The 12,691-nt window shown below is 57.8% G+C and carries 10 protein-coding genes; 4 read left to right on the plus strand and 6 right to left on the minus strand.

Annotation, left to right across the window (positions count from 1 at the left end):
* Positions 1-15: 15 nt before the first annotated feature.
* Complete coding sequence (locus tag ABRP31_RS19525; RefSeq protein WP_349972063.1) at positions 16-978, minus strand: NAD(P)H-quinone oxidoreductase; 963 nt, start codon at positions 976-978, stop codon at positions 16-18.
* A gap of 142 nt (positions 979-1,120) precedes the next feature.
* On the opposite strand from ABRP31_RS19525, the gene ABRP31_RS19530 reads away from it, so the two are divergent.
* Positions 1,121-3,202 carry a carboxy terminal-processing peptidase gene (locus tag ABRP31_RS19530; RefSeq protein WP_349972062.1) on the plus strand — a complete coding sequence of 694 codons (2,082 nt, stop codon included), beginning with the start codon at positions 1,121-1,123 and terminating at the stop codon, positions 3,200-3,202.
* Between the two features lie 286 nt (positions 3,203-3,488).
* Positions 3,489-5,279: a bifunctional diguanylate cyclase/phosphodiesterase gene (locus tag ABRP31_RS19535; RefSeq protein ID WP_349972061.1), complete on the plus strand. Its 1,791-nt coding sequence runs from the start codon at positions 3,489-3,491 to the stop codon at positions 5,277-5,279.
* A gap of 100 nt (positions 5,280-5,379) precedes the next feature.
* Here ABRP31_RS19535 and ABRP31_RS19540 read toward each other — a convergent pair whose 3' ends face one another.
* The 5 genes from ABRP31_RS19540 to ABRP31_RS19560 form a co-directional block, all read right to left on the minus strand.
* The gene (locus ABRP31_RS19540; protein WP_158099102.1) at positions 5,380-5,739 is read right to left on the minus strand and encodes a hypothetical protein; all 360 of its coding nucleotides are present in this window, start codon (positions 5,737-5,739) and stop codon (positions 5,380-5,382) included.
* Complete coding sequence (locus ABRP31_RS19545; protein ID WP_349972060.1) at positions 5,736-6,083, minus strand: helix-turn-helix transcriptional regulator; 348 nt, start codon at positions 6,081-6,083, stop codon at positions 5,736-5,738. Before ABRP31_RS19545 ends, ABRP31_RS19540 begins: the two co-directional genes overlap by 4 nt.
* Before the next feature lie 139 nt (positions 6,084-6,222).
* Entirely contained in the window at positions 6,223-6,672 is a 450-nt protein-coding gene (locus tag ABRP31_RS19550) for a YkvA family protein (RefSeq protein WP_087265421.1), read from the minus strand.
* 382 nt (positions 6,673-7,054) lie between these two features.
* Entirely contained in the window at positions 7,055-7,804 is a 750-nt protein-coding gene (locus ABRP31_RS19555; RefSeq protein ID WP_087265420.1) for an FKBP-type peptidyl-prolyl cis-trans isomerase, read from the minus strand.
* Between the two features lie 950 nt (positions 7,805-8,754).
* Entirely contained in the window at positions 8,755-9,237 is a 483-nt protein-coding gene (locus ABRP31_RS19560) for a sigma-70 family RNA polymerase sigma factor (protein WP_349972088.1), read from the minus strand.
* Positions 9,238-9,554: 317 nt separating this feature from the next.
* On the opposite strand from ABRP31_RS19560, the gene ABRP31_RS19565 reads away from it, so the two are divergent.
* Together ABRP31_RS19565 and ABRP31_RS19570 are read left to right on the plus strand one after the other, a co-directional pair.
* Positions 9,555-10,721: an efflux RND transporter periplasmic adaptor subunit gene (locus ABRP31_RS19565; RefSeq protein WP_349972059.1), complete on the plus strand. Its 1,167-nt coding sequence runs from the start codon at positions 9,555-9,557 to the stop codon at positions 10,719-10,721.
* A complete protein-coding gene (locus tag ABRP31_RS19570) occupies positions 10,722-12,689 on the plus strand; it encodes a MacB family efflux pump subunit (protein ID WP_349972058.1) in 1,968 nt (655 codons plus the stop codon). It abuts the gene before it with no gap.
* Positions 12,690-12,691 lie beyond the last annotated feature (2 nt).

Here is a 12,691-nt window from a genome sequence, read left to right on the forward strand (position 1 = left end):
GTCCAGAATCAGGCTTTAAACCAGGCTTTCATCAATCACCAGCACCAGCTTGCCATTGACCTTGTTGGTCGCCAGCTCGGCATAGGCCGCTTCTGCATCCTTGATCGAGTAGCTGCGGGCCAGTTGGGGTTTGAGGCGGCCTTCGGTGAACAGTGGCCAGACGTGCTGCCCCAGATCATGCAACAGGTCAGCCTTGAACGTGTCATCACGGCTGCGCAGGGTCGAACCCAGCAACTGAATGCGTTTGCCCAGTATCTGCGCCATGTCCAGTTGCGCCTCGCGGCCGCCCATCAAGCCGATCAGCACCCAGCGACCATCGACACCGAGCAGTTTGACGTTCAGCTCGGCATAGTTCGCGCCCACGGGATCAAGGATCACATTGAACGGCGCGAAGTCCTTGAGGCTGTCCAGGCTTTCATTGCGCACCACGCCGCCCTGAGCCCCCAATTCGATGCAGTACTCCAGACGGTCTGCCGAACCCACACTGACCCAGACCGGATTGCCAAACGCTTTGCAAAGCTGAATACCAGCTGAACCAACTCCACTTGCACCGGCGTGCAACAACACTTTCTCGCCGGGCTTGAGACCCGCCAACTGAAACAGGTTAAGCCATGCAGTGGCATAGACTTCCGGAATAGCGGCGGCCTCGGCCAGTGACAGGCCCTCAGGGACCGGCAAGACATGCCGCCCGTCAACCACCGCTTCTTCCGCCATCGCCCCGCCAGCCAGCAGCGCGCAGACTCTGTCGCCCACTTGCCAGGAAGCACCGGGCCCCACTTCGGCGATGACTCCGGAACACTCCATCCCGAGGATTTCGCTAGCTCCGGGCGGCGGCGGATAGAGCCCCGCACGCTGTAATAAATCAGCCCGATTCAAACCCGCAGCGGCAACTTTTATACGAACTTGCCCTACATCGAGCGCCGGACTTGGCTCATCGACCCATTCCACACGACCTTCAACGCCTTGCAATGCCTTCACAGTGCCTCCATAGTGAGTCTGGACTGAGCCCGAAGCTGAAACAGCACGGGCTTTCTTGCATTATGCGACCGGATCCGACGGAACCGGCGACTTCCAAAGACGGCCTAATATGCGTTATCAATTGTCCCCGCGTCGAATCAGCATGAAGCATTTCTTACCAAGTACCGCCCTTGCGCTGGTTGTGGGTCTCAGCATTTTGCCGATGTCCGCCAGCTCCTTTGCCGCCAATAGCTGGGATAACCTCCAGCCGGATCGCGACGAAGTGATCGCCAGTCTCAACGTAGTTGAGCTGCTCAAGCGTCATCATTACAGCAAACCGCCACTGGACGACAAACGTTCGGTGATCATCTATGAAAGCTACCTCAAGCTTCTGGACCCGGCGCGCAGCTATTTTCTCGCCAGCGATATCACCGAATTCGACAAGTGGCGTACCCAGTTCGACGATTTCCTGAAAAGCGGCGACCTGAATCCTGGCTTCACCATCTACAAGCGCTATCTGGACCGCATCAAGTCGCGTCTGGATTTCGCTCTGGCTGAGTTGAACAAAGGCGTCGACAAACTTGATTTCACCGCCAAGGAAAGCTTGCTGGTGGATCGCAAGGACGCCGCCTGGCCGAAAAACGAAGCCGAACTGGATGACCTGTGGCGCAAGCGCGTCAAGGACGAAGTCCTGCGCCTGAAGATCGCGGGTAAAGACCCGGCGAAGATTCAGGAGACGCTGACCAAGCGCTACAAGAACCAGTTGGCACGTCTGAGCCAGACCCGTGCTGAAGATATCTTCCAGGCGTACATCAACACCTTCGCCATGTCTTACGATCCGCACACCAACTACCTGTCTCCAGACAGCGCGGAAAACTTCGACATCAACATGAGCCTGTCGCTGGAAGGCATTGGCGCCGTGTTGCAGAGCGATAACGACAACGTGAAGATCGTGCGTCTGGTACCGGCCGGCCCTGCCGCCAAAACCAAACAGGTCGCACCGGCCGACAAGATCGTCGCCGTCGCCCAGGGCGACAAGGAGATGGTCGACGTGATCGGCTGGCGTCTGGATGAGGTCGTGAAACTGATTCGCGGTCCGAAAGGCTCCGTTGTGCGTCTGGAAGTGATTCCGGCCAGCAATGCGCCAAACGATCAGACCAGCAAAATCGTTGCCATCACTCGCGAAGCGGTGAAGCTGGAAGAACAGGCTGCGAAGAAATCGATCCTGCATCTGAAACAGGATGGCCGCGACTACAAGCTCGGCGTGATCGACATTCCGGCTTTCTATCTGGACTTCAAGGCGTATCGCGCCGGCGACCCGCAGTACAAGAGCACCACCCGTGACGTGAAGAAACTGCTGACCGAACTGCAGGCCGAAAAGGTCGACGGTGTGGTCCTGGATCTGCGTAACAATGGTGGCGGCTCGCTGCAGGAAGCGACCGAACTGACCAGCCTGTTCATCGACAAAGGCCCGACCGTTCTGGTGCGTAATGCCGACGGTAAGGTTGATGTACTTGAAGACGAAGACACCGGCGCGTTCTACAAAGGCCCGATGGCGCTGCTGGTCAACCGTCTGTCTGCCTCGGCCTCGGAGATTTTCGCAGGTGCCATGCAGGACTATCACCGCGCGCTGATTATCGGCGGCCAGACCTTCGGTAAAGGGACCGTGCAGACCATTCAGCCGCTTAATCACGGCGAGCTGAAACTGACTCTGGCGAAGTTCTACCGGGTTTCCGGACAGAGTACCCAGCATCAGGGTGTAGTGCCGGACATCACCTATCCGTCGATCATCGACACCAAGGAAATTGGCGAGAGCGCACTGCCTGAGGCAATGCCATGGGACAGCATCAAACCGGCGATCAAACCGGCCATTGACCCGTTCAAGCCGTTCCTGGCCCAGCTTCAGTCGCGACATGAAAGCCGTTCGGCGAAGGATGCAGAGTTCGTGTTCATCGAAAATCGCCTGGCCCTGGCCAAGCAATTGATGAACGAGAAAACTGTCAGCCTCAACGAAGCGGACCGTCGCGCCGAGCACGCGTCCATCGAAGCCAGGCAACTGGCGCTGGAAAACGCCCGTCGCAAGGCCAAAGGTGAAGAGCCACTTAAAGAGCTGAAGAAAGAAGACGAAGATGCCCTGCCGGTAGAAGACGAGAACGCCAAACCGGAGGACGATGCTTACCTGTCCGAGACCGGTCGCATTCTGATCGACTATCTGGGCCTGAGCGCTTCGGTCGCCAAGAAGTAAACAGGTCCCTATAGGAGCGCACGGAGGTTACGGCGCCCGCGATTGCGGTGTGTCAGGCGAATTATAATCGCTGCCTCGCGTTGCTCGTGAGCTCCTACAGGTCCCATGTTTGTTGGACGACATCGCGGTGTCAGGGACACAGGGCGACCTGGTACAAAAATTCGGATTGAATCCTGAGGACTGGCTATTTGATAGCAAACGTCATCAAACAGTCATGAATCTGTCGTGAAATAAGGGGCTCAAACGCACTGGCGTTTAGCCCCTTTTTTCTTGCCTCGAGATTGCCATGACCATGACAGAACAGCTGAGCGCACTGAGCTCGATTCTCGCTCACAGCGATCTGCACAGCCTGTTCCAGCCGATTGTGTCACTGAGCGAGCGGCGGATTCTGGGTTATGAAGCGCTGACGCGTGGCCCCTCCAACAGCACCCTGCACTCCCCGATCAACCTGTTCGCCGTGGCACGCCATGCCGGGCGCCTGAGCGAGCTGGAAATGGCCTGTCGGGAAAGTGCCTGTCGCCGATTCAGCGAACAACAGCTGGAAGGCATGCTGTTTCTCAATATCTCGCCGGAATCCCTGCTGGAGCCCACGCATCCGCCCGGGAGAACACTGGAGCTGCTGCAACGCTATGGCATCGCGCCTAACAAGGTGGTGATCGAGCTGACCGAGCAAACCCCGACGGAAGATTTCCAGCTGCTGTATACCGCGCTGCATCACTATCGTGACATGGGCTTTTCCATCGCCATGGATGATCTCGGCGCTGGTTACTCCAGCCTGCGCTTATGGTCAGAGTTACGGCCCGAATACGTGAAGATCGACCGACACTTCATCGACGGCATTCATCAGGATGCCGTCAAACGTGAGTTCGTCGGTTCGATGCTGCAAATGGCCAAAGCGTCACGAGCCTCAGTCATCGCCGAAGGTATCGAGTTGCCGGAAGAACTCGCGGTACTCAGCGAAATGGGTGTAGATCTGGTACAGGGCTATCTGCTTTGCCGCCCGCAGGAACAACCGCCCCGCGACGCCCGCAAGCTGCTGCCAAAACTGGACGCTCTGGCGACGCCATCCCTGACCGACGAAGGCAGCGACCTGAGCGCTTTGCTCAACGAGCAACCGGCCGTAGAGCAAAGCACTCCGACCGCGTCAGTGCTCGAAGCCTTTCGCAAGCAGGCGGCGCTGAACTCAATGGCTGTACTGGATGACCAGGGTCGACCGTGCGGCATCGTGCATCGGCATTCGTTGTCTGAAGTGCTACTCAAACCCTTTGGCACCGAACTGTTCGCCCGCAAGCCGATCAGCCGCCTGATGAGCGACGACTTCCTTGCCGTGGAGTTAAACCAGTCCCTGCAGAAAGTCAGCCGATTGCTGACCAGCCGTGCCCGGCAACGTATCGAAGAAGACTTCATCATCACCTTGAACGGCAGCTATCTGGGGCTTGGACGGGTGATCGATGTCCTCAAGCTGATCACTGAACTGAAGATCCAGCAGGCCCGCTATGCCAACCCTCTAACGCTACTGCCGGGTAACGTTCCGATCCAGCAATGCCTGACGCGTTTGCTGCAACAAGGGCGCGAGTCGATGATCTGCTACGTGGACATCGACAGCTTCAAACCCTTCAACGATATCTATGGCTATGGCCGGGGCGACGAAGTCTTGCTGTGCCTGGCGCAGTGCCTGAATGACCGCATCGACCCAAGCCAGGACTTCGTCGGCCATATCGGTGGCGACGATTTCCTGATGGTGCTCGGCTCCGAAGACTGGCAGAAGCGTTTGAATTTACTGCTGGAAGACTTTCAGAATCAGTGCCGCCGCTTTTATCGCGCCGAGCATCTGGAAGCAGGCTGCTTCATCGCTTCCAATCGCCAAGGACAGCGCCAGGAATTCCCCCTGCTGTCGTTGTCCATTGGCGTGATCCACTTGCACAGCGAATCCTGCAACGAACTCGATGCAAGCCAGTTGGCCGAACTGGCGTCAGAGGCCAAGCATCATGCCAAAGACATTATTGGCGCGAGTGTGCATGTGATTGATACGCGGGAGTTGGGGTTGGCAATCAAGGACCAACTGGCAGAAACATGATTTTCTGCAGGAGCTGCCGCAGGCTGCGAAATCATTATTCCTGCGATACGCAATTCGCAGCCTTCGGCAGCTTTTGCAAACCGGGGCATCGATCTGAACGTTATTCGGGATAACTGAACTCAAACACCCGAACCACTTCCGACGCATGCCAGGACGCCGCAGCAACGCCGTCGGAGGGCCCTGAAAATCGCCCTAGACGCTCAGCACATTCGAAAAACCCGGTACGCGGTAAACGGCTGGCACCCTGGCTGATCACGAGTGAACTACGCAAAGGCTGCTCTGCTTTGGCATCCATAGCCGCGAGGTGTTCCAGTGCGGCTGTCAGGGTCTGCATGGCCGGACTTGGCAATTGCAGACGTTCCAGCAATGCCCGATAGGTCAACAGGTGACGCTGACGACGCGCCTGGTCCAGTTCTGCCAGCAGCCCGTCCCAATGCTGACGGCTGATGCGCACACTCATGCCTCACCTCGCCAGCCCGTCACACCCATTTCCCAAGCCAGACTGCGAAGAATTGCGGCGTCCGGTTTGCGCTCGCCGCTCTCGATCATTTCCAGATACGACGGGCTGATGCCAACGGTTCTCGCCAGTTGCGAGAGTTCCAGACCCTTGGCAGCGCGTAGCGCGGCGAGTTGATCAAGACCGGGCAATTCAGCAGGATCGGCAACCGCCGCGGTCGACACTGGCGCGGGTTCAGCCGCTGACTGAGGGGAAAGACCGGCCGCCTTCAGCAAAGCCTGATACTGAGCCCACGGCAGAACTGCGTACTCCGGCTCCCCATTCCGAGAAATAACCTGCAGATCCATACAACCCCCATGTAGGAAAACTACACAAATCGAGTAAGTTTATTCCCATGCTGGCATCTTAACAGCGGTCCGGTGCTGCTTGCCTATCCTGAATCCTTTTCCCCGGCATCAGGGACGGCTAAAACAGCCGATCACGCCGTTACTTGGCTTTTTCCTGCTCCAGCAATGCGGCGGTGGCAGGCAGACGCTCGACCACGATTAACTTTTCCGGCGATTGACGCGCGCGCCACTGACGGAATGCCTCCAGTTCGGCATCCAGACTTTTCATGACCCAAGCCAGCACGGCGATGTCGTCGAGCATACCGATGCCGGGAATCCAGTCAGGGACCGCGTCGAGCGGGCTCAAGAAGTACATCAGCCCCGCCACGATAGACAGAATTGCCTTGGGGCTGATGGCTCGGTATTCGCCGCGCCAGTAAGCCAGGCATAACGCCTGCAACAAGCGCAGGTCGTCTTTTATTTTGCCCAGACGGCTACCTTCAGCCGAACCTTTGCGCGCCACCGCGAATAACAAACCCGGCAAGCGTCCAGCAGCGATCAGCCGCCGCGCCATGGGTAAATATCGGAGCAAATTCCAGGGTGCTTTCATGTCCACTCCCGTTGAGCCAAGTTTGGTGCCGATAAACACCGCGCCTACAGATGCCGGTGCCTGATACTCAAAAAGGTTATCCACACAACTTGTGGATAACCTTGTGAACAGAGCCCTTTTTTCAGCCCGTAACCCGCGTTTTACGTGGTCCGGAGTCAAATCGGGCGTTTTTTAGTCACATAAAAAAAGCCATAAAAATCGTTGACTTGAGGCTGTTCAGAAGTTACCCACAGCCACTGTCACAAAAATGTTGGATCGTCCGACAAGGTACTCAGCTCTGTTGTCGGCTATGTTACTCCGACTGCGCTCATCCGAATCCGTTCGACCAGAAACGACAACGCCCCGTCGAAACGGGGCGTTGTTGTTCAAGCCAGTGCGTCGCTTACTTGGAAGCGGGTGCCGCTGGCTCTTCTTCAGCGTCAGGTGCGCCTGCAGCTGCAGGGTCCTTGATGCCCAGCAGTTCCAGATCGAATACCAGAACCGAGTTGGCCGGGATTGTCGGGCTAGGGCTCTGTGCGCCGTAAGCCAGATCGCTCGGGATGTAGAGCTTGATCTTCTCGCCAACGTGCATCAGTTGCAGACCTTCAACCCAACCCGGGATCACGCCGCTAACCGGCAGATCGATCGGGCTGCCACGCTCAACAGAGCTGTCGAAAACCTTGCCGTCAGTCAGCTTGCCTTCGTAGTGAACGGTCACTACATCAGTTGGCTTAGGCTGAGGGCCGTCGGCTTTCTTGACGATTTCGTACTGCAGGCCCGAAGCGGTAGTCACTACACCAGCCTTCTTGCCGTTTTCTTCGAGAAATTTCTTGCCGGCAGCTGCCGACTCTTCGCTCATTTTGGCCATACGCTCTTCGGCACGCTTTTGCAGCGCTGCGAAGGCTTCAACCAATTCTTCGTCCTTGAGCTTCTGGTCTTTCTTGCCGACGGCATCTTCGATGCCCAGGGCTACTGCTTTGGAGTCCAGATCGTCCATGCCTTCCTGAGCCAGGCTTTTGCCCATGTTCAGGCCGATGCCGTAGGACGCTTTTTGTGCCGGGGTTTTCAGCTCAACAGTGCTGGCTTGCTTATCACAACCTGCGAGTACCAGACCGACCAGGGCAATCGCCGCTGCCAACCGATGCTGTTTCATTCTGATTCCTTGTTCATGCGCCAATAGGGCAAACGAGTAAAGCCGCGAGCTTATCAGGGTGCCGCGATCAATGGCTACCGGCATGAGAGGGAGAAAATGCAGATAAGTTCAGGTATCCAAAGGTTTTCTTGGCAAGAGCGTGGGATGTTCAGTTGGGGTTCAGGTCTGAGGGGCGATCGGACTGGCTGGTACCTCATCTTAGTCCAGTGCATTTCGTGTACATATCCGTTTTCGTGGTAACGGCTGGTATTGGTTGCGCTTTTACAGCGCCTCACTTTTGGGCCCAAAAGTAAGCAAAAGGCTCTTGCCCCACCACTCGGCACCTCGCTGGCGCTCGGTGTACCCGCACGCAGATCCTGAACCGTGGGCCGCCGCAACGGGCCATCCATGGCCCAATGCGGCTAACCCGGCATCCTTGCCGGTTTACCCACGCTTCAGAATCTGCGTTCGGCCAGCGTGGTTTAACGGGGCGCTTAAAATCAAAAGCAGCGGTTTCACCTCGGACCGGTAGGAGCGAACTTGTTCGCGAGGCGTCAGCACAGCCAACACAGGCATTGTTTGAGACACCGCTTCGCAGCCTTCGGCAGCTCCTACAGAAAATCGGTAAGTTCACAAACCAGGTCGGCTCTAAGGCCGCCGCGCTTTTGATTTTGATCTGAGGCGCCCCGTTAAACCACGCCGGCCGGAATTCGATATTGCTGCGTGGGGGCTCTTGTTAAATGAAGGGGCGGCAGGGATGCCGGTTTAGCCGCCTCAGGCCATGGATGGCCGGTGGCGGCGGCCCCACGCAGCAATGTCGGATTACGGGCATGCCGAGCAACAGCGAGGTGCCGAGTGGTGGGGCAAGAGCCTTTTGCTTACTTTTGGGCTTCAAAAGTGACGCGCTGTAAAAGCGCAACCAATATCAGCCGTTACCGCAACAATGGATAGGTACAAAAATCCACGAAGAACTAAAAACCCTCCCACTGCTTCATCCGCACCCGACAATGCTTCATCGCATTAACAATGTGCTTCTCGACCAGACTATGGGAAATACCCAGCCGCTCGGCTATCTCCGGGTGCGACAGCCCTTCAAGCTTGCGCAGCATAAAGCTCTCGCGACAGAGCGCAGGCAACTCGGCCAACGCGCGTTGCACCATGTCCAGCCGCTGACCGGTATCGATACTCACCTGTGGCGACGGGCTGAAGTAGCACTCTTCATTCTCGAGGACCTCCAGCGACTCGGTCTGGCGCAACACATTGCGCCGATGACCATCGATGACCAGATTCAATGCAGTGCGATACAGAAATGCCCGGGGCTGCTCGATCGGCGTGGTGCTGGAGCGCTCAAGTACTCGCAGGTAGGTATCGTGGACGATATCTTCCGCCGCCTGGCGATTACCCAGCCGGGCGTTTAGGAAGGACACGAGCTCACGATAGTAGTTTTCCAATATCACCTCTGGCCCGCCGGGTGGCGGCACCTCTCCATGAGCATGATCACCGCTGCGCCCCTGCCAACAACGGACGAGCAATAATGGCACTTTGAACGCGAGCGCAATCTATAACAATTCTCATCTAGATTTAAAGCAAAGTGTGTAATAAATGTACAAATATTGTGTAACCGCCCCCGCCTCCGCGATCCGTGCTGCTTAATTTCCTGAGCGGTTTTCTCGTCTATTGGGCAGTTCCCCGTTTCTGCCGCTTATTACGGCAGCATCCACTTTGAACACAGTGTGGAACGACGGGCCGATCCCATTGGCCGGAACCCTGCATGAAACGTCTGCGAAGCACCCGACGCGCTGTGTTGATAGCGCTGTGTCTGATCCCCATGGTTGCTCTGGCTGCCTGGCAAGTACTGCCCGACGGTCAGGATAAACTGGCCACCGTTCAAGTGACCCGTGGCGATATCGAAAGCAGCGTTACGGCCTTGGGCACGTTACAACCCAGGCGCTATGTCGATGTGGGCGCTCAGGCCTCCGGGCAAATTCGTACGATCCATGTCGAAATCGGCGACGAGGTTCAGAAAGGCCAATTGCTGGTGGAGATAGACCCGTCCACCCAAACGGCCAGACTCGACGCGGCGCGCTACTCCATCGACAACCTCAAAGCTCAATTACAAGAGCAGCGTGCGCAACATGAGTTGGCGCGGCAGAAATTCCATCGCCAGCAAAGCCTGGCCGCTGGCGGCGCGACCCGTGAGGAGGATGTACAAACCGCCCAGGCCGAATTGCACGCCACTCAAGCGCGCATCGATATGTTCAGGGCACAGATCGCCCAGGCTCAGGCAAGTTTACGCAGCGACGAAGCCGAGCTGGGTTACACCCGGATTTATGCGCCGATGTCCGGCACGGTGGTAGCGCTTGACGCGAGAGTCGGCCAGACCCTCAATGCCCAGCAGCAGACGCCACTGATCCTGCGCATTGCCAAGCTGTCGCCGATGACCGTATGGGCCGAGGTGTCCGAAGCGGATATTGGCCACGTCGAACCGGGCATGACTGCATGGTTCACTACCCTCAGCGGCGGCACCCGACGCTGGAACAGTACGGTGAGGCAGGTTTTGCCGATTCCGCCCAAGCCTCTCGATCAGATCAGTCAGGGCGGCGGCAGCCCGGCGAGCGCCAATCCTGGTGGCGGCCGGGTGGTGCTCTACACCGTACTGCTCGACGTCGAGAACCCTGACCATGCACTCATGGCGGAAATGACCACGCAGGTATTCTTCGTCGCAGGGCGTGCAGAAAATGTCCTGACTGTTCCCGTGGCGGCACTGCACCGTGATAACCAGCAACGCCCGACCGTTCAGGTTGTCGCCCGCAACGGCGACATCCAGCGTCGCGAGATACGCACCGGCCTCAGTGACCGGCTGCGAGTACAGGTACTGGACGGGCTCTCTGAAGGTGATCGGTTGCTGATCGGCCCCGCTGCAGGGACGGGAGGCTGAATGCAAACGCCGCTGATTGACCTGCAAGATATCTGCAAAACCTATGGCGGCGGGGACACGCCAACAGTGGATGTACTGCGCGGCATCAACCTGTCGATTCATCCTGGCGAGTTTGTTGCCATTGTCGGCACTTCCGGCTCAGGCAAGTCGACGCTGATGAATATTCTGGGCTGCCTTGATCGTCCGACGTCAGGCAATTATCTATTCGCCGGTCAGGCTGTGGCATCGCTGAGCAGCGACGAGTTGGCGTGGCTAAGGCGCGAAGCGTTTGGCTTTGTGTTTCAGGGTTATCACCTGATTCCGTCCAGTTCCGCCCAGGAGAACGTCGAGATGCCGGCTATTTATGCCGGGCTTCCTGCTGCCGAACGCCACATCCGTGCTGCCGCACTGCTCGAGCGTCTGGGCCTTGCCAGTCGCACCGGCAACCGCCCTCATCAGTTATCCGGCGGTCAACAGCAACGGGTGTCTATCGCCCGCGCTTTGATGAATGGCGGTCATATTATTCTCGCCGACGAACCGACTGGCGCCCTCGACAGCCACAGTGGTGCAGAGGTCATGCTGCTGCTGGACGAACTGGCGCAGCAGGGTCATGTGGTCATATTGATCACCCATGACCGGGAAGTGGCGGACCGCGCAAAGCGCGTGATCGAGATTCGCGACGGCCTGATCATCAGCGACACCGCTAACGCCGAACCCGCTCAGCAAGGCCCGGTCAATGGCGCTTTGCAGGCGATTGATCTGCGTCAACGGCTGAGCGACGGAAGTAGCCCGAGTGATGCCTGGAAAGGTGAGTTGATCGACTCGATTCAGGCCGCATGGCGAGTCATGTGGATCAACCGTTTCCGTACGGCCCTGACCCTGCTGGGCATCATTATCGGCGTTGCATCGGTGGTGGTTATGCTCGCGGTGGGTGAAGGCAGCAAGCGACAGGTCATGGCGCAAATGGGCGCGTTTGGCTCGAACATCATTTATCTCAACGGTACAGCCGCCACACCCCGCGCAGCCCCTGGCATTATTAGCCTCGCTGACGTTGCCGCACTTGCTACCCTGCCTCAGGTAACACGGGTCATGCCGGTCAACGGCGGCAAGGCAAGCGTACGCTTTGGCAGTGTCAACCAGCGGGTATACGTCGGCGGCAGTAATACTTCGTTTTCGGGCATTTTCAATTGGCCGGTGGTTCAGGGCAGTTACTTCACCGACGCCGATGAAACGAGTGCCGCCCCTGTCGCTGTGATTGGCGAAAAGGTCCGTGAGAAATTCTTTGGCGAGGTCGACCCACTGGGCCGCTTCATCCTGATCGAAAACGTGCCTTTTCAGGTGATCGGGGTGCTCGCCGCCAAAGGTGCCAGTTCTGGCGAGCAGGACAGCGACATGCGGGTCATGATCCCCTACTCCTCTGCCAGCGTCCGGCTGTTTGGCAATCGCGATCCGGAATATGTCGTGATCGCTGCGGCGGACGCCCGCAAGGTCAAGGAAACCGAGCAGGCGATCGATGAACTGATGCTCAAGCTGCACAACGGCACCCGCGATTACGAACTGACTAACAACGCCGCGATGATCCAGGCAGAGGCCCGGACCCAGAACACGTTGTCGCTGATGCTGGGCTCGATTGCAGCCATCTCGCTGCTGGTGGGCGGTATCGGCGTGATGAACATCATGCTCATGACCGTTCGCGAACGCACCCGGGAAATTGGCATCCGCATGGCCACCGGTGCTCGTCAGCGGGACATATTGCGTCAGTTCCTCACTGAAGCCGTGATGCTTTCAGTGGTGGGCGGGCTGACCGGTATTGCCCTGGCCCTGCTGCTCGGTGGCGCATTGCTGCTGAGCAAGGTCGCGGTGGCGTTTTCTGTATCGGCCGTGATCGGCGCTTTCGGCTGCGCCCTGGTGACCGGAGTGCTGTTCGGCTTCATGCCTGCGCGCAAGGCTGCGCGTCTCGACCCGGTGACGGCCCTTACCAGTGAATGAGC

Origin of the sequence: Pseudomonas caspiana (genome assembly GCF_040224095.2) — a bacterium.
Taxonomy (GTDB): Bacteria; Pseudomonadota; Gammaproteobacteria; order Pseudomonadales; family Pseudomonadaceae; genus Aquipseudomonas; species Aquipseudomonas caspiana.

Excerpts from the sequence above, each read along its gene's own strand:
- ABRP31_RS19530 (WP_349972062.1), top strand. The coding sequence starts at position 1,121 with ATGAAGCATTTCTTACCAAGTACCGCCCTTGCGCTGGTTGTGGGTCTC.
- ABRP31_RS19535 (WP_349972061.1), top strand. The coding sequence starts at position 3,489 with ATGACCATGACAGAACAGCTGAGCGCACTGAGCTCGATTCTCGCTCAC.
- ABRP31_RS19540 (WP_158099102.1), bottom strand. The coding sequence starts at position 5,739 with ATGAGTGTGCGCATCAGCCGTCAGCATTGGGACGGGCTGCTGGCAGAA.
- ABRP31_RS19545 (WP_349972060.1), bottom strand. The coding sequence starts at position 6,083 with ATGGATCTGCAGGTTATTTCTCGGAATGGGGAGCCGGAGTACGCAGTT.
- ABRP31_RS19550 (WP_087265421.1), bottom strand. The coding sequence starts at position 6,672 with ATGAAAGCACCCTGGAATTTGCTCCGATATTTACCCATGGCGCGGCGG.
- ABRP31_RS19555 (WP_087265420.1), bottom strand. The coding sequence starts at position 7,804 with ATGAAACAGCATCGGTTGGCAGCGGCGATTGCCCTGGTCGGTCTGGTA.
- ABRP31_RS19565 (WP_349972059.1), top strand. The coding sequence starts at position 9,555 with ATGAAACGTCTGCGAAGCACCCGACGCGCTGTGTTGATAGCGCTGTGT.
- ABRP31_RS19570 (WP_349972058.1), top strand. The coding sequence starts at position 10,722 with ATGCAAACGCCGCTGATTGACCTGCAAGATATCTGCAAAACCTATGGC.